Source organism: Baekduia alba (assembly GCF_028416635.1).
In the GTDB taxonomy this organism is placed as follows: domain Bacteria; phylum Actinomycetota; class Thermoleophilia; order Solirubrobacterales; family Solirubrobacteraceae; genus Baekduia; species Baekduia alba.
This window is the reverse complement of sequence record NZ_CP114013.1, coordinates 3760525-3776258: the sequence shown is the minus strand read 5'-3', so window position 1 is coordinate 3776258 and position 15734 is coordinate 3760525. Positions and strand designations below refer to the sequence as shown.

At 74.3% G+C, this 15734-nt stretch carries 13 protein-coding genes; 4 read left to right on the top strand and 9 right to left on the bottom strand.

Annotation, left to right across the window (positions count from 1 at the left end):
• Positions 1-18 precede the first annotated feature (18 nt).
• Positions 19-1866, top strand: a complete 1848-nt coding sequence (locus tag DSM104299_RS18975; protein ID WP_272473212.1) for a HAMP domain-containing methyl-accepting chemotaxis protein — start codon at positions 19-21, stop codon at positions 1864-1866.
• A 25-nt stretch (positions 1867-1891) separates the two neighbouring features.
• Here DSM104299_RS18975 and DSM104299_RS18970 read toward each other — a convergent pair whose 3' ends face one another.
• From DSM104299_RS18970 to DSM104299_RS18960, 3 genes are read right to left on the bottom strand one after another with little or no spacing between them, the layout of a single operon-like run.
• Positions 1892-2212: a nuclear transport factor 2 family protein gene (locus tag DSM104299_RS18970; RefSeq protein ID WP_272473211.1), complete on the bottom strand. Its 321-nt coding sequence runs from the start codon at positions 2210-2212 to the stop codon at positions 1892-1894.
• Between the two features lie 11 nt (positions 2213-2223).
• Positions 2224-2964, bottom strand: coding sequence for a phosphodiester glycosidase family protein (locus DSM104299_RS18965; RefSeq protein ID WP_272473210.1), 741 nt, complete (start codon positions 2962-2964; stop codon positions 2224-2226).
• Positions 2961-5108: a phosphoinositide-specific phospholipase C-related protein gene (locus DSM104299_RS18960; RefSeq protein ID WP_272473209.1), complete on the bottom strand. Its 2148-nt coding sequence runs from the start codon at positions 5106-5108 to the stop codon at positions 2961-2963. Before DSM104299_RS18960 ends, DSM104299_RS18965 begins: the two co-directional genes overlap by 4 nt.
• Positions 5109-5154: 46 nt before the next feature.
• On the opposite strand from DSM104299_RS18960, the gene DSM104299_RS18955 reads away from it, so the two are divergent.
• On the top strand, positions 5155-7161 hold the full coding sequence (locus DSM104299_RS18955; RefSeq protein ID WP_272473208.1) for a HelD family protein: 2007 nt from the start codon (positions 5155-5157) through the stop codon (positions 7159-7161).
• Here DSM104299_RS18955 and DSM104299_RS18950 read toward each other — a convergent pair.
• Genes DSM104299_RS18950 through DSM104299_RS18935 form a run of 4 tightly spaced genes read right to left on the bottom strand, consistent with a single transcriptional unit; the run spans position 7158 to position 12174 of the window.
• A complete protein-coding gene (locus tag DSM104299_RS18950; protein WP_272473207.1) occupies positions 7158-8321 on the bottom strand; it encodes a Vps62-related protein in 1164 nt (387 codons plus the stop codon). The two genes, DSM104299_RS18955 and DSM104299_RS18950, sit on opposite strands and share 4 nt — an antisense overlap.
• 9 nt (positions 8322-8330) lie before the next feature.
• The gene (locus DSM104299_RS18945) at positions 8331-9362 is read right to left on the bottom strand and encodes a threonine aldolase family protein (RefSeq protein WP_272473206.1); all 1032 of its coding nucleotides are present in this window, start codon (positions 9360-9362) and stop codon (positions 8331-8333) included.
• 11 nt (positions 9363-9373) lie between these two features.
• Positions 9374-10060 carry an SDR family NAD(P)-dependent oxidoreductase gene (locus DSM104299_RS18940; RefSeq protein WP_272473205.1) on the bottom strand — a complete coding sequence of 229 codons (687 nt, stop codon included), beginning with the start codon at positions 10058-10060 and terminating at the stop codon, positions 9374-9376.
• Positions 10057-12174 carry a DUF6421 family protein gene (locus tag DSM104299_RS18935; protein ID WP_272473204.1) on the bottom strand — a complete coding sequence of 706 codons (2118 nt, stop codon included), beginning with the start codon at positions 12172-12174 and terminating at the stop codon, positions 10057-10059. Before DSM104299_RS18935 ends, DSM104299_RS18940 begins: the two co-directional genes overlap by 4 nt.
• Before the next feature lie 66 nt (positions 12175-12240).
• On the opposite strand from DSM104299_RS18935, the gene DSM104299_RS18930 reads away from it, so the two are divergent.
• Complete coding sequence (locus DSM104299_RS18930; RefSeq protein WP_349294589.1) at positions 12241-12681, top strand: Lrp/AsnC family transcriptional regulator; 441 nt, start codon at positions 12241-12243, stop codon at positions 12679-12681.
• Between the two features lie 25 nt (positions 12682-12706).
• Here DSM104299_RS18930 and DSM104299_RS18925 read toward each other — a convergent pair whose 3' ends face one another.
• Positions 12707-13195, bottom strand: a complete 489-nt coding sequence (locus DSM104299_RS18925) for a hypothetical protein (RefSeq protein WP_272473202.1) — start codon at positions 13193-13195, stop codon at positions 12707-12709.
• A 23-nt stretch (positions 13196-13218) separates the two neighbouring features.
• Entirely contained in the window at positions 13219-14421 is a 1203-nt protein-coding gene (locus DSM104299_RS18920; protein WP_432419748.1) for an ROK family protein, read from the bottom strand.
• A 134-nt stretch (positions 14422-14555) separates the two neighbouring features.
• Here DSM104299_RS18920 and DSM104299_RS18915 point away from each other — a divergent pair, with 134 nt between their 5' ends.
• Positions 14556-15716, top strand: a complete 1161-nt coding sequence (locus tag DSM104299_RS18915) for a Gfo/Idh/MocA family protein (RefSeq protein WP_272473200.1) — start codon at positions 14556-14558, stop codon at positions 15714-15716.
• Positions 15717-15734 lie beyond the last annotated feature (18 nt).

Below are 15734 nucleotides of genomic sequence, written 5' to 3'. Positions count from 1 at the left end.
CGAAAAGGTCGTATCCCCATGGGCGCATTGCGTCTGTCCATTCGCACGAAGCTCCTCGCCAGCACCCTGCTGCTCATCGTCCTGACCGCGGTCATCGCGCTCCTCGCCATCACGCGCCTCGCTGACGTCAAGGACCAGGGCTCCAACCTCTACAACGAGACCTACACGCCGACGACGGCCGCGCTCCGTACCAACGCGCTGTCCAAGGACCTCGCGCTGCAGGGCGCGACGTACAGCCAGATCGTGGCCGAGCACGGCGGGGACGTCGCCGCCGCGGGCAAGGACCCGCGCGCGAAGCCGCTCCTGCCCGCCATCGCCAAGGACGAGAAGGCGCTCGCCGCCATCGCCGCGTCGCTGAACCAGGCGCCGACCGCGCTCAAGCCGTACGTCGCGAAGATCCTCACCGGCAGCAAGGCCTACAAGGCCGACCTGGCCACGCTGCTCAAGCTCAAGCCCGACGATCCGCGCAACGCCACGCTCAGCGTGGCGATCGGCAAGGACGTCGCGACCATCGACGCGAACTCGCTGGCCATGGCGACCGCGAGCGACAAGAGCGCGAAGGCCGCGAACGCCAAGATCGGCGACGCCTTCACCACGGGCCGCACGCTGATCCTCGGCGCGCTCGCCCTCGCCGCGATCCTCGGCCTCGCCGCCGCGCTGCTGATCTCCGGCCAGGTCAAGCGCGGCGTGACCCGCATTCGCAAGCAGCTCACGTCGCTGCGCGAGAACGACACCGCCTCCCTGCGCGACGGCCTCGTCGCGATCTCCGAGGGCGACCTGACCCGCAAGGCCGCCGTCGCCACCCGGCCGCGCGGCCGCGTGTCCAGCGACGAGATCGGCGACATCGCCGAGATGGTCGACGAGATCACGGTCGACACCGCGAAGTCGATCGACGGCTACAACGCGTCGCTGGACTCGCTGGCCGGCATGATCGGCCGCGTCGGCGAGAGCGCGATCGTGCTGTCCTCGGCGTCGGAGCAGATGGCGTCGACCTCCGAGGAGGCCGGTCGCGCCGTCGGCGAGATCGCGCACGCCATCGGCGAGGTCGCGGCGGGCGCCGAGCGCCAGGTCAACACCGTCGAGGGCGCACGGCGCCTGACCGACGAGATGGCCGACGCGACCCGCAGCTCCGCCGAGTCGGCCGCCGAGACCGCGCGCGCCGCCGAGGCCGCCCGCGAGGTCGCGACGGCCGGCGCCGCGTCGGTCGCGCAGGCCACCGAGGCGATGGCCGCCGTGCGCTCCGCCTCGACCGAGGCGACCGAGGCGATCCGCGACCTCGGCTCGAAGTCCGAGCAGATCGGCGGCATCGTCGACACCATCACGACGATCGCCGAGCAGACCAACCTGCTGGCGTTGAACGCCGCCATCGAGGCGGCGCGCGCGGGCGAGCAGGGCCGCGGATTCGCCGTCGTGGCCGAGGAGGTCCGCAAGCTGGCCGAGGAGTCCCAGCAGGCGGCCGCCTCGATCTCGACCCTCATCGGCGAGATCCAGAACGAGACCAAGCGCGCGGTCGAGGTCGTCGAGCTCGGCGGCCAGCGCACGGACGAGGGCGCGGGCGTCGTCGAGCAGGCCCGCGAGGCCTTCGACGTCATCAACGACCACGTCCAGGAGATGAGCGGCCGCGTGTCGCAGATCGCCGCCGCCGCCCAGCAGCTGTCGGCGACGTCGTCGCAGGTCGGCCACGAGGTCGCCTCGGTGGCCGCGGTCGCCGAGCAGACGAGCGCCGCCACGCAGCAGGTCTCGGCCTCGACCGAGGAGACGTCGGCCTCGACCGAGCAGATCGCGGCCTCCGCGCAGACCCTGGCCGCCACGGCCTCCGAGCTGCGCACCCTCGTCGGCCGGTTCTCGCTGGTCGCCCCCGAGTAGGTCCGCCCCCGGCGATCCGCGCCGCTCAGGCGCGGATCGCCATGCGGGCGACGCGGTCGCCGTCGACCGTGAACGCGAAGTGGCTGGGGCCGTTGAAGCCATCGCCGCCGACCTGCGCGGTGACGATCGTCTCGTCGCCGCGCTGCTGCACCTCGGTGACGTCGAGCGCGACCTGCACGCCGATGAACTCCGCGTCGCTCCAGTCGCGGATCGCGTCGGCGCCGCGGAACTCCCGGCCCCAGTCGTCGACGACGCCGGCGGCGGTGAACGCCGCCAGGAACCCGTCGACGTCGTTGGCGTTGGCGGCGGCCAGGAGCGTCGCCACGGGCGTGGGGAGGTCGGTCATGGCACCCGCCATCATCGCGCTTCGAGCAGCAGCGCGCTGACGATCGGGCGCGACTCCGGCGCCGGCTGGTCCTGCTCGGAGTAGGGCCGGTTGAGCAGGTGGCCGCGGTGCACGAGCGTCGTCGAGCCGCCGCCGTCCAGGTTGATGGCGTCGGTCGCGCCGAGGTCGCGCAGCACCTGCGCGAGCTCGGCCATCGTCAGCCCGGCGTCGACGCCCGACCGCCGCCCGTCGCACGCCACCGCGACGATCTCGGTCTCCGTCAGGCCCAGCGCGGCGCGCGGATGGCGCCCGACGGTGATGTCGGAGTCGAACTGCGTCGCGGTCGCCGAGAAGCCCTCCGGGTCGCTGCCGTCGAAGACGACCTCCCCGCCGGCGACCAGCAGTGGGCCGGCCTGGAGGAGGTCGCCCGCCGGCGCGTCCGGGAACGCCGAGCGCGGGCCGAAGGCGAGGCCGTCGCCGTCGACGTGCACGACCGCCCGCGTCGCCGCGAAGCCGTTGGCGACCGTCTCGTGCCCGACCGCCGCGCCGTCCAGCCACAGCTCGCCCAGCGGCCGGAACGGGTCGCGCAGGAAGAAGCCGCCGATGATGGCCTCGGGCACGCCCTGCGTCGCGCACCAGACGTCCAGCCGCGCGGGCTCGGGGAAGTGCTCGGCCCGGACCCGCGTGCCGGCGCGCGGATGGCGCGTCGCGTAGATGGTGGTGAACGTGTCGTCGTCCAGGCGCCGGCGGCTCAGGTCATAGGTGATGGTCACGGCGCCTCCACGGGCTTGGCGTTGTGCTCGGCGGCGACGCGCACGACGTCGCCCTCGTCGTAGTAGTCCACCGCGATCCCGGACACCGGCATCCCGCGCTCCTTCTCGCACTGCGCGATCCGCCGCTCGAGGAACGCCTGGGTGAGGATCGGCCGCTGCGCGGTGGGCGACGGCGGGAAGCGCTCGATCCAGTGGTTGAGCATCAACATCGGGCTCGTCCTCGTGCCGCGGAAGCGCTGGCAGGCGAAGTCGCCTGGCGCGCGGTTGCCCAGCGGCGTGTCCTGGATCCACGAGAACCCGTCGTTGAGCCACGGGACCGTGCCGCTGGGTGTGTGCTCGGTGAAGACCACCATCCGCGTGCCGTCGGCCACCAGCTCGCCGAGCGTCGGCAGCGGCGCGCTGTGGTCCAGCGTCGCCGCGTACTTCACGGTGTCGGTGTCCTCGAAGGCCTCGCGCAGGCTCGCGTCGGTGACGTAGGACTCCAGCACGAGCTCCACGACCACGCCCGGGTTGGCCACCAGGTACCGGCGCATCGAGGTCAGGACGTCGGTCAGCCGCGTCGCGCCGAGCTCGCACACCGTGTGGCAGAGCCAGACCTCGCGCGGCCCGCGCGCGCCGCTCTGCGTGCGCGTGATGTTCACGCCGAGGCGGTCCAGCGCCACGAGCGCACCGTCGTCGAGCTCCTTGGCGACCTTGTTGGCGTCGCGTCCCTCGCCGGCGAAGTCGGTCTGCACGCGGCCGCCGTTGAGCGTCCGTCCGTAGTGCGGGTCCAACAGGAACAGGCGGATGCCGTCCTTGAGCTGGCGCGGGATCGAGCGCCGCTGGTCGGGCAGCGACCAGCCGGCGACGTCCGCGGCGCCCATCGAGTTGTGCGTGCCCGGGAACAGGACCTCGTTCAGCCGCCGCGAGCACAGCGCCGTCGAGCCGTTGCAGCCGGCGGCGGGCGTGGCGGCGGCGTCGTTCTCCGGCCGCTCCTCGCGCAGCACCAGCGCCGCCGCGCCGGAGGCGACGACGAGCGTGAGCACCGCGGTGGCGCCGGCGATCGTCAGGCGTCGCCGCGCACCGCCCGGCGCCGGCTCGGGCGCCGGCGCCGGCCCGGAGTGCCGCAGCCCCGCGCGCCCGAGCGCGGTCAGCAGCTCCGTGCTCCCGACGTACACCAGGCCGGCCCCCAGGACGTAGGCCAGGATGCGCAGCGCGAGGTCGGGTTCCAGCAGCACCAGGAGGCCCGCGACCGCGATCGTCACGCCGCGGGCGCCGAGCGCCGCCGGCGCCGTCGGGCGCCGCGTGACCCGCGCGACCTGGCGGCGCACGGCGTCCGGGTCGATCGCCGACAGGACGCCGGCGGCCAGGACGAAGCCGACCACCCCGGCGATCAGCAGCAGCCCGCCGAGGTCGCCGAGGAACGCGTCCCACACGCTGCCGACCGCCGTGCGCAGGTCCGCCGTCGGGACCGCGTCGGTGCCGTGCAGGTCGCGCAGCACGAGCGTGCGGGCCGTCGCCAGCGCGATCTCGGCGACGATGGCGACGACGCCGACCGCGAGCCCGAAGGCCGTCAGCGCGCGGCCGCGGTCGGGGGCCACGGCCACCGCCGCCGCCAGCAGCCCGAGCGCGAGGAACGGCAGGACGAGCGCCCACGTCCGGATCTTGTCCGCGGCGCGCAGCGTGTCGTCGGCGAACGGCCGATCGCGCAGGTCGATCAGCGTCGCGTCGGCGTGCGCGGGCAGCCGCGCGGCGACGTCGGGCGCGAGGCTGCGCACGGCCGAGATCACGACCGTCCCGGTGTCGGCGAGGTCGAGCACGAACGCGTTGCCGCGGTCGAAGAGCAGGCTGTGGGCCTGCAGCGCCGCGCCGCGCACCAGCGCCCGGAACGGATCGGTCCCGACGACCGCGCCGACCGCGCTCTCCAGCAGCGGACGCGCGGTGACGAGGTCGGGCGACCCGCGCTCGAGCAGGCCGACGACGATCTCGCGCGCGACGACGTCCCGCACCGTGGGCTCCTGCAGCGCCGCGACCGCGCGATCGGCGAAGGCGTCGCGGTCGGCGACCTCCTGGCGCAGGTACAGCGTGACGATCGCGAGCACGGCGGCCAGCGCCGCCAGCGACGACAGCCCGAGCGCGAGGAGGTCGCGGCGTGGCCGGCTCACGGGGGCGGAGCCTACCGGCCGACGCCGCGGTCGCTACGGTGGATCGGTGAGCGCCGAAGCGACGACCGATCGGGAGCTGGCGGCCGAGCAGGCGCACCTGGACCGGACGTGGTCGGCCTACGACCACGTCCTGCGCGCGCTCAGCGGGGAGCGCGGCGCGGGCATCGACGAGTTCGCCAACGAGGCGCTGGAGCGCATGCGCCGCGAGCGGCTGCGGCTCTACACCGCCAGCAGCGGGCCGCTGTTCTTCGGCCGGATCGACGAGGCGGCCGGCGAGCGGCGCTACATCGGCCGTCACGCGATCGCCGACGAGGACAACGAGTTGTTGGTGGTCAACTGGCGCGCGCCGGCGGCCGAGCCGTTCTACGCCGCGACGACCGCGGACCACCGCGGGCTGCTCGGCCGGCGCCGCCTCGACGTCGACGACCGTCGCGTGCTCGGCTTCGTGGACGAGACGCTGGCGGCGGCCGACGGCTCCCGCGTCCTGGACGCCGCGATCGTCGAGGACATCACGCGCCGGCGCGTGGGGGAGATGCGCCAGATCGTCTCCACGATCACGCCCGACCAGTACGAGCTGATCGCGCGCGACGTCGAGGGCGCGCTGGTGATCCAGGGCGGGCCTGGGACCGGGAAGACGGCGGTCGGGCTGCACCGCGCCGCGTGGCTGCTGTACGCCGATCCGGCGCTCGCGCGCGCCGGCGTGCTGGTCGTCGGGCCCAACGAGGTCTTCATCGCCTACATCTCGCAGGTGCTGCCGTCGCTGGGCGAGACGACCGTCGAGCAGAAGCCCGTCGACGCGCTGGCGCCGGCGCGCGGCGCCCGCGCCGCCGAGCCGACCGACGTCGCCACGCTGAAGGGCAGCGGCCGGATGGCGCCCCTGCTGGAGCGGCTGCTCTGGGCGCGCGTCGCGCCGGTGGCGGAGACCGTCCGGATCCGCAACGGGCGCGACCTCGTCGTCATCGCGCCGGCCGACGTCGCCCCGCTGGTCGCCGCCACGCGCGAGCAGACGCGCTCCTATGAGGCCGGCCGCGAGCGCTTCCGGGCGCGGATGGCCGACTGGGTCATGACGCGCGCCCACGACGGGACGGCGATCCGGCGCACCAAGGAGTTCCAGAAGCTCGTCACCGCCGTCTGGCCGCGCGTGACCGCCGACCAGCTGTTCCTGATGGCCTTGAAGGGGCGGCCACGCCTCGCCGACGCGGCGCGCGGGCTGCTGGACGACGACGAGGTCGACCTGCTGCTGAGCTCAGGCCCGCCGAAGCCCAAGGGCGCGCTGCGCCACAGCGACGTGCCGCTGCTCGACGAGGCGCGCTGGCTCGTCGACCCGGACCTGCGCACCTACGGCCACGTCGTCGTCGACGAGGCGCAGAACCTCACGCCGATGGAGCTGCGGATGGCGGCGCGCCGCGCCCGCGGGCACGCGATGACGATCCTCGGCGACATCGCCCAGCGCACGGCCGACGCGGAGCTCGAGTCGTGGTCGGCGGTCGTCGGCGCGGCCGGCGTCCGGCGCTTCGACGTCGCGCAGCTCGAGGTCAGCTACCGCGTGCCCGACGACTTCCTGCGCCTCGCCGCGACCGTCGCGCCCGCCGGGATCGAGACCCAGCCGCGCGGCGTGCGCGAGGCGCCGTGGGCGGCGCTGGCGATCGCGGCGGCCGACGGCGCGGACCTCGCCCGGTCGGTGCAGGCGATCGCCGCCGCGCTGCGCGATCGGGTCGGCAGCGTCGGCGTCGTCGCGGCCGCCGACCATCACGCGCCGCTCGTGGCGGCCGCCGGGCTGTCGGAGACGACCGACCACCTCACGGGCGGCGTCGACCTGCTCGGCCTTCAAGCCGTCAAGGGGCTGGAGTTCGACGCGGTGGTCGTGGTCGAGCCCGCCGCGATCCTGGCCGAGCGCCCCGACGGCGGCGGCGGGGGGTTGTACACCGCCTTGACCCGCTCGACCCGCGCGCTGGCGATCGTCCACCAGGCGCCGCTGCCGGCCGCGCTGGCCGGCGCGCCGGAGCTGCGCCACGTCGGGCTCGACGCGGCCGTGGCGACCTTCGACGCCTAAGCCAGGTCGCGCCGGACGGACTCGGACGCGATGCCGTCGGTCGACACGTCGCTGACGAACACGTCATAGCGGTTGGCCGGGTCCAGGCCCTCCAGGGCGACCGACCCGCCGGTGCCGTCGATCGCCTTGTTGAACGTCCGCGGCGGGGCCGGCTCGTCCTTCGAGTTGATGGTGATGGTCAGCGCCGTCGGCAGCGTCCCGTCGGCGCCGGGCACGACCGTCCAGTCCAGGCGCGCGTCGCCGCCGGCCAGCCGCGTGAGCGTCACGCCGGGCGCCGCGGGCGGGGCGGGGCGGTCGGCGGGGACGAGCGCCGGCGCGGCCGTCGCGGCGACGTCGAGCAGCGCCAGCGGGTCGAGCCACTGCGTGTGCGAGCCGGGCGAGCGCGGGCTGTCGGCGTCCTGCGGCAGCGGCCCCTTCGGCGTGTCGCCCCAACGGCCCGGCCAGCGGACCCACCGCACGGCGGCGTCGCCCTTGACGATCTCGACGAGCCGCTGGCGCTCCGGGCTCTGGCGCTTGCCGTCGGCGTAGTCGAACCACACGCCGGTCCACTTGGTCCCGGGCTCGAAGTAGGCGGCGTGCGATCCGCGCGCGACGTAGACGACCGGCCGCTGCGTCGCCGGCACCCGCTCGACCTGGTCCCACGGCCGCCCGGCCGCGTGCGAGTGCTGGGCGTAGACGGCGTAGTCGGGCTCGTCGGCGGCGTTCAGCCGCACCTGCACGGTCTCCCAGTCGCCCTCATGCAGGCCCGCCTTGATGACGCGGCCGATCAGGTTGTAGTCGTTGTAGAAATAGAAGTACCAGTACTGCAACCAGCGCGCGCCGTCGCGATCGGCGATGACGTGGCCGTAGCAGACGTTGCGCAGCTCGGGCTGCACATGCAGCGCGGCGGCGCGGGCACGGTAGTCCTTGTCGGGCACGCCGACCGTGTCGGTCGCGGCGGGCTTGAGCGCCGTCCCCGGATACGGGTCGGGGTCGGTCGCCAGGAACGCGAGCGAGAGCGCGTCGCCCGCGACCGCGACGTCGGCGCTGCTGCCCTTGCGCCGCAGCCGCATCCCGGGGCTCTCGACGAAGATCTCGGCGGCGTCGGCGAAGAACGCCTCCTGGCTGTCGTACTTCAGGTAGGGCTGGTGACGTTCGAGCAGCTGCGCGGCGTCGCTCACCGCACAACCCTATGCCGTGGCGGCCGCCGCGCGCTCGAGCGCCGCCGCGAAGCCCGCGACGTCGTCCTCGGTCGTGTCCCAGGAGCACATCCAGCGGACCTCGCCGGTGGACTCGTCCCAGGTGTAGAACGGGAAGTCGGGGCGGACGGCGTCGGCCAGCTCGCGCGGCAGGAGCGCGAACACCGCGTTGGCCTGGACCGGGCGGGTCAGCTGGATGCTGGGGATCGCGGCGACGCGCTGGGCCAGCGCGGCGGCCATCGCGTTGGCGTGCGCGGCCGAGCGGCGCCAGAGGTCGTCCTCCAGCAGCGCGACGACCTGCGCCGCCTGGAAGCGCATCTTCGACGAGAGCTGCGCGTGCTGCTTGCGCAGCCAGGCGAAGCCCTCGGGGCCGGGATCGCGCAGGAAGACGACGACCTCGACGCCCAGGGCGCCGTTCTTGGTCAGGCCGAACGAGACGGCGTCGGCGCCGGCCTTGGTGGTCAGCTCGGCCAGCGAGGCGCCGGTCGCGACCGCGGCGTTGGCCAGCCGCGAGCCGTCCACGTGGAGCAGGAGCCCGTTGGCATGGGCGACGTCGGCCAGCGCGCGGATCTCCGCCACGCTGTAGACGGTGCCCAGCTCGGTCGTGTTGGCGACCGAGACGACGCGCACCTGCGGCGCGTGCTCGTCGCCCTGGCGCGCGAGCAGCGGCTCGATCTGCGCCGGGCTGAGCTTGCCCTCCTCGGTCGGCAGCGTGAGCAGCTTGACGCCGGCCAGGCGCTCGGGCGCGGCGGCCTCGTCGACGTGCAGGTGCGACGTCTCGGGCGTGACCACGCACTCCCACGTGCGCGTCAGCGCGCCGAGCGACAGGACGTTGGCCGCCGTGCCGTTGAAGACCAGCCACGGCTGCGCCTGCGCGCCGAACTGCGCGCGGATCAGCTCGTTGGCCCGCGCCGTCCACGGATCGGCGCCGTAGGACACGGCATGGTCGACGTTGGCCTCCGCGATGGCCGCGAGGACCTCGGGGTGGGCACCGGCGTAGTTGTCGGAGGCGAACGCGCGCATGGGCCTGCAGGCTAGCCGTGCAGGTGCAGCCGCTGCCCGTTCATCTTGCGGGCGGCGTCCGAGCACAGGAAGACGAGGGCGTCGGCGATCTCGCCGACGTCGGTGAACGACTTGTAGGCCTTGTCCGGGTTCTCCTCGCGCATCTGCGGCGTGGCGATCGCCGTGACGACGGCGACGTTGGCCGTCCCTCCGGTCTCGGCCAGCTCGGAGGCGAGCGTGAGCGTCCAGGCCTCGGCGGCCGCCTTGGTCGCCGCGTAGGCGGCGTTGCCGGCGGTCGGGTGGCCGACGACCGACGAGGAGACCAGCGCGAAGCGCCCGCGGGCGCCCGCGGCCTTCAGCAGCGGCGCGAAGGCGCGCGTCGTGTGCACGACCGTGTGGAACAGCAGGTCCTCGAGCAGGTCGAGGTCGGCCAGGTCCATGTCCTCGACGCTCTTGCCGCCGCGCCAGCCGCCGACGAGGTGCAGGACCGCGTCGACCGGGCCGACCGCGTCGGCCCACTGCTGGGCGCCCGCGGCGGTCAGCAGGTCGACGCCGTGGACGACGTCGGCGATCTCGGCGACCGGCGAGCAGTGGTCCACCGTGCGGTCGGCGGCGGCGACCCAGGCCCCGGCGTCGGCGAGCGCGCGCACGACCGTCGGGCCGAGGCCCCCGCCCGCGCCGGCCACCGCCACGCGGCGGCCGTCGAGCGGGCGGCTCACGCCGGCACCGCCTCACGCCGCGGCGCGTCCGGGCGGACCAGCGTCGGCGCCAGCTTGGCCTTCAGCGAGGTGTAGAACATGCTCAGCGGGAACTCGTCGGGCTTGACGTCGTCGATGTAGGGCCGCGGGTCCTCGACGTCGGCGTAGGCGCGCGTCCCGGCGACCCAGGCCGAGCCCGACGCGGCCGGCACGTAGCGCGCGACGAGGTCGTGCGCGGCGCCCCACTGCGCGAGCTTGGAGCGGTCGATGCCCTCGCGGTAGAGCGTCTCGACGTCGGCGCGCAGGCCCGCGACGCCCTCGGCGAGGCGGTCCCATTCGACGGTCAGGCGGTTGTCGGTCCAGTGCACGAAGCCGTGGCGGTGCAGGTAGGCGAAGAGCAGCTGCCCGCCGAGCCCATCGTAGTTGCGCACGCGCGTGCCCGTCACCGGGAAGCGGAAGATGCGGTCGAACAGGATCGCGTACTGCACGTTGCGCGCGAAGGCCATGCCCTCGCCTTCGAGCTTCACCGCCTCCGAGAACGCGGTCAGGTCGCAGCGCAGCTCCTCCAGCGAGTACATCCAGAACGGCATGCGCTGGCGGATCATGAAGGGGTCGAACGGCAGATCGCCGCGGCTGTGGGCGCGGTCGTGGACGAGGTCCCACAGCACGTAGGTGTCGAGCGACAGGCGCTCGGAGCGCAGCAGCGCGCCGGCGTCGGGCGGGAGGTTGAGGCCGACGGTGTCGGCCGCGGCGCGGACGACGCGGCGGAAGCGCTCGGCCTCGCGGTCGCAGAAGATGCCGCCGAAGTGGTTGGCGGGCTTGCCGGCGACGGACACGGTCTCCGGGAACAGCACGGCGCACTCGGAGTCGTAGCCCGCGGTGTTGTCGGTCAGCGTGACCGGCACGAACTTCGCGTTGTCATAGCGGTCGCGCTCGAGCTCGGCGAGCCACGCCGGCCACGGCGTGCGGATCAGCAGCGCCTCGTACCGCGTGTCGCGCGAGCCGTTCTGCGTGTACATGGGGAAGAGCACGAGGTGCTCGATGCCGTCGGCGCGATCGCGGTCGGGGCGGAACCGCTCCAGCGCGGCGGTGAAGTCCGGCTTGCCGAAGTCCCACGCGCGGAGGTCGGCGACGGTCGCCGCGAGGTGCTCGCGCTGGTGCGGGAAGCGCGGGGCGAGGGCCTCGACGCTCGTCGCCATCGTGTCGACCAGCGCACGCGCCGCGTTCGCGTCGTGCTTGGTCGCGTCCAGCGAGCCGTCGGCCTCCTGGAGGACGCGCAGCGCGTCGGTCGCGTCGCGCAGCGCGGCCCACGCGGGGTCGGCGGCGGCGGCGGAGACCGCGGGCGCGGCCGGCGTCGCATAGGCGTGCTGGGCGACCCAGGCCATGATGTTGGTCCACAGCGCCTCGTGGCCGAGGTCGCCGAGGCAGTCGTCGCCGAACAGGTCGGAGTCGGCGAGCGCGACCACGCGCCCCGCGCCGTGGCGCAGCGCGATCGCCAGCGGCGCGTTGGGCGCGCTCGCGGAGGCGGTCGTCCTCGCGAGCACCTGGAAGTCGGCGCCCGCGTCGGTGACGGTCAACGTGCCGGCGCGGTAGAAGCACGCGCCGTTGACCCCGGCCAGCAGGTCGCCGCCCGCGCCGCGCTCGCCGGTGCCGAGGTCAGCGCGGACCCAGGACGGCGTGCTGTTGAGGTTGCGCTCGTAGTCCTGGACCGTCGCGTGGTCGATCTGGATCCCGAAGCGTGCGAGCAGCGCGTTGAGGTTGTTGCCGTACTTGTCCTGCTCGCTCTCGCCGAGCACGACGAGGCCGCCGCCGGCGTTCACGTACGCCTCGAGCGCGTCGAGCTCGGCGTCGGCCAGGACGGGGGCGCCGGCGCCGGTCGTGGCCTCCCACTTGGGCTCGGAGGGGTGGGCGAGGACGACGACGTCGGCCTGCTTCAGCGCCTGCGCGCCGAGCGGGCCCTTGGCGTGGGCGTCGACCTCGACGCGCCGGGCGCGGAGGAGGTGGGCCGCGCGCGCGTAGGACACGTCGGCGGGATGCGAGGGCTGCATGCGCGCCGCGACCTCCGGCCGGACGGTCCAGGCCTCCTGATGGGCCTCGTCGAAGAGCACACGGATCACGGGACGCAGGGGAGCCATGGGTTGAGGCTACGCGCCTTCCGGGATGCGCTCAAGACCGTTATCGTGCGCCTGATGCCCGAAAACCTGCGTGTAGACGAGGTTGATCACAAGATTCTTGCGTGCCTCGTCGATGACGGCCGGTCGACCTACGACGACGTCGGCCGGCGCGTCGCGTTGAGCGCGCCGGCGGTCAAGCGGCGCGTGGACCGGATGCGCGAGCGCGGCGTCCTGCGCGGGTTCACCGCGCTGGTCGACCCGGCCGCGCTGGGCGCCACGACCGAGGCGCTGATCGAGCTCTTCTACGCGCCCGGCATCGGGCTGGACCGCGTGCGCGAGTCGCTGCGGCCGATCCCGGAGGTCGCCGAGGCCTGGAGCGTCACCGGCGACGCCGACTGCATCGTCCGCGTCCGGGCCCGCGATCCCCAGGACCTCGAGCGGATCATCATGGAGCTCCAGCGCGAGGCGTCGGTGGTCCGCACGCGCTCGCAGATCATCATGTCGCGGTTGATCGAGCGCCGCGACTGAGGCCGCGCTCCCCGCGGTGCAGCGCCTAGCCCGTCGCCGCGGCGCTCGCGCCGCCCGCCGCCGAGGACGCGTCCTCGGCCAGGCCGCGCACGACGAACGCGGCGAACAGCAACAGCCCGGGATCGATCGGCGTCGCGTCGTCGACGGCGATCGCGACCGGCCGCTTGCCCCAGCCCTTGCCGTCGATCGTCGCCAGCTCCTGGTCGCCCGAGGTCAGCGCGTAGCGCTCCTTGAACAGGCTCGCCGGACGCAAGGTGTACTCCTTGCCCGCCCACGTGAGCGTCCCGCCGCGCTTGATCGTGCGGCCGCGGAACGTGCCGATCGTCGTGCCCGCGGCGTCCGTCGCCTCGGTCACCGGCGCGAACAGCCCGCGTCGGCTGATCTCGTAGGACCGGTCGCGCGCCTCGACGGTCGCGCCCTTGGACAGCCATCCCTTGAGCCACAACCGGCCGACGCCGTCCAAGGCGTACACGTTGCGATCCTCCGGTGTGCGCGTCAGCTCGAGCTCGGGCATCGGCGCGGACGCTATCGAGCGGCTCAGGCCGCCGTCGCGTCGCCCTGCACCGCGCGGTCCACGGCCTCGGGGGAGAGGACGTGGTCGATGACCATGATGGCCGCGCCGACGACGCCGGCGCGGTCGCCGAGGCGGGAGTTGGCGATGGTCAGGTCGCGGGTCGCCAGCGGCAGCGACCGCTGGAAGACGGCCTCGCGGACGCCGGCGAGCAGGTGGTCCTGGGCCTCGGCGATGTCGCCGCCGACGACGATCGCCGCCGGGTTGAAGAAGTTGACGCAGCCGGCCAGGACGTCGCCGAGCACGCGGCCGGCCTCGCGGACCATCAGGATCGCCTCGGGCCGCCCGGCGCGGACGAGCTCGACGACCTCGCGGCTGCCGGCGGCCTCGATGCCCGCGGCGCTGAGCCGGAGCGCGAGCGCGCGGCCGCCCGCCACCGCCTCCAGGCATCCGAGGTTGCCGCAGCGGCAGATCGCGTCGTCGTGGTCGCTGACGCGGATGTGCCCGATGTCGCCGGCCGCGCCGTGGGCGCCGCGGTGGATGCCGCGCCCGGAGACGATCCCGGAGCCGATGCCGGTCCCGACCTTGACGTACAGGAGGTGGTCGAGCTCACGCCAGTGCGCCCAGTGCTCGCCCAAGGCCATGATGTTGACGTCGTTGTCCACCAACACGGGCGCGTCGTAGGTTCGGCCGAACCACTGTGGGATCGAGAAGCCGTCCCAACCGGGCATGATCGGCGGGTTGACCGGCCGGCCGGCCGGGAAGTCGACGGGGCCCGGGACGCCGACGCCGATCCCGCGCACCTCGCTGGCGCTCCGGCCCGCCTCCTCCAGCAGCGCCTCGAAGCGCTCGCCGATGTTGGCGAGCACCGGCTCGGGACCGTCGGCGATGTCCATGTCGAACGCGACCTCGGCCAGCGGTGTGCCGGCGAGGTCGCTGATCGCCAGGCGCGAGTGCGTCGCGCCGAGATCGGCGACGAGCACGACGCCGGCCCGGTGGTTGAAGGCCAGGACGGTCGCGGGGCGCCCGCCGGTCGAGGCCTCGCCGCCGGCCTCGTAGACCAGCTCGTGGGCGAGCAGCGCGTCGACGCGCTGGGCCACGGTCGAGCGCGCGAGCCCGGTCCGGCGCGCGAGCGCCGCGCGGGTCGTGGCCTCGCCGTCGCGGATCAGGCGCAGCACGGAGCCGGCTCCAAGAAGAGGTCCGTTGCGCCCCGCGGCTCCCGCTGCCATGGCGGCAAGTATCGCACGCTTTCGCAGGGATCTTCCGAAGAAAGTACGCAGAACACGCGGAAGTTCGTGTCGTCTGGCAGAAATCGACAGACTTATGCTTGACTTTCGAACAAAGTCCGCATTACGGTCGCCCTATGAGGACGAGGAAGGAGCTGCGCGTCGGAATCGCCGGAGCCGGGTTCATCGGCGCCGTGCACGCGCGGTCCGCCCGGCTGGCAGGCGGCCGCCTCGTCGGCGTCGCCGCGTCGTCGCCCGAGAGCGCGCGTCGCGCGGCCGATCGCCTCGACGTGCCCAAGGCCTACATGTCGGCCGACGAGCTGGTCGCCGACCCCGAGCTCGACGTCGTCCACATCTGCACGCCCAACCACCTCCACGGCCCGCTCGCCCTCGCCGCGCTGGCCGGCGGCAAGCACGTCGTGTGCGAGAAGCCGCTGGCCACCGCGACGCAGGACGCCGAGGCGCTCGCCGACGCCGCGCGCGCCGCGGACCGCGTCGCCGCCGTCCCCTTCGTCTACCGCTACTACCCGACCGTGCGCGAGGCGCGGGCGCGCGTCGCCGACGGCGGGCTCGGCGCGGTCCACCTCGTCCACGGCACCTACCTGCAGGACTGGCTGCTGTCCTCCGAGGACCACAACTGGCGCGTCGACCCGGCGCTCGGCGGCGCGTCGCGCGCGTTCGCCGACATCGGCTCGCACTGGTGCGACCTCGCCGAGTTCGTGACCGGCCAGCGGATCGCGCGGCTGTCGGCGCGGACGCACACGGCGGTGCCCGAGCGGCGCGACGGGCCGGCGCGCGCGGCGTTCGCGGTCGCCGACGGCAACGGCGGCGCGCTGCACGCGGTCGCGACCGAGGACGTGGCGCTCGTCCAGTTCGAGACCGACGGCGGCGCGATGGGCTCGCTGGTCGTCAGCCAGGTCTCGGCCGGCCGCAAGAACGCGCTGCGGCTGGAGGTCGACGCGGCCGGCGGCGCCCTCGCGTTCGACCAGGAGGACCCGGAGACGCTGTGGTGGGGCCGGCGCGAGGCCGCGACGCTGCTGCGCCGCGACCCCGGGACGCTGTCGCCCCCGGCCGCGCGCCTCGCGGTCCTGCCGGCCGGCCATCCGCAGGGCTACGCCGACTGCTTCGACCTGTTCGTCGCCGACGTCTACGCCGCGATCCGCGACGGCGTCGACCCCGACGGGCTGCCGCGCTTCGCCGACGGCGTGCGCGCCGCGCGGCTCACCGACGCCGTCATGGCCAGCGCGGCGCAGCACGCCTGGGTCGACGTGCCCACGCCCGTGGAGGTCCCGCGATGATGTTGGGGTTCTTGCCGC

What these genes read in the sequence shown, in the direction of transcription:
- DSM104299_RS18935 (WP_272473204.1), bottom strand. Translation starts at nt 12,174, where the DNA reads ATGGCTCCCCTGCGTCCCGTGATCCGTGTGCTCTTCGACGAGGCCCAT.
- DSM104299_RS18945 (WP_272473206.1), bottom strand. Translation starts at nt 9,362, where the DNA reads ATGCGCGCGTTCGCCTCCGACAACTACGCCGGTGCCCACCCCGAGGTC.
- DSM104299_RS18915 (WP_272473200.1), top strand. Translation starts at nt 14,556, where the DNA reads ATGAGGACGAGGAAGGAGCTGCGCGTCGGAATCGCCGGAGCCGGGTTC.
- DSM104299_RS18970 (WP_272473211.1), bottom strand. Translation starts at nt 2,212, where the DNA reads ATGACCGACCTCCCCACGCCCGTGGCGACGCTCCTGGCCGCCGCCAAC.
- DSM104299_RS18925 (WP_272473202.1), bottom strand. Translation starts at nt 13,195, where the DNA reads ATGCCCGAGCTCGAGCTGACGCGCACACCGGAGGATCGCAACGTGTAC.
- DSM104299_RS18975 (WP_272473212.1), top strand. Translation starts at nt 19, where the DNA reads ATGGGCGCATTGCGTCTGTCCATTCGCACGAAGCTCCTCGCCAGCACC.
- DSM104299_RS18920 (WP_432419748.1), bottom strand. Translation starts at nt 14,421, where the DNA reads ATGGCAGCGGGAGCCGCGGGGCGCAACGGACCTCTTCTTGGAGCCGGC.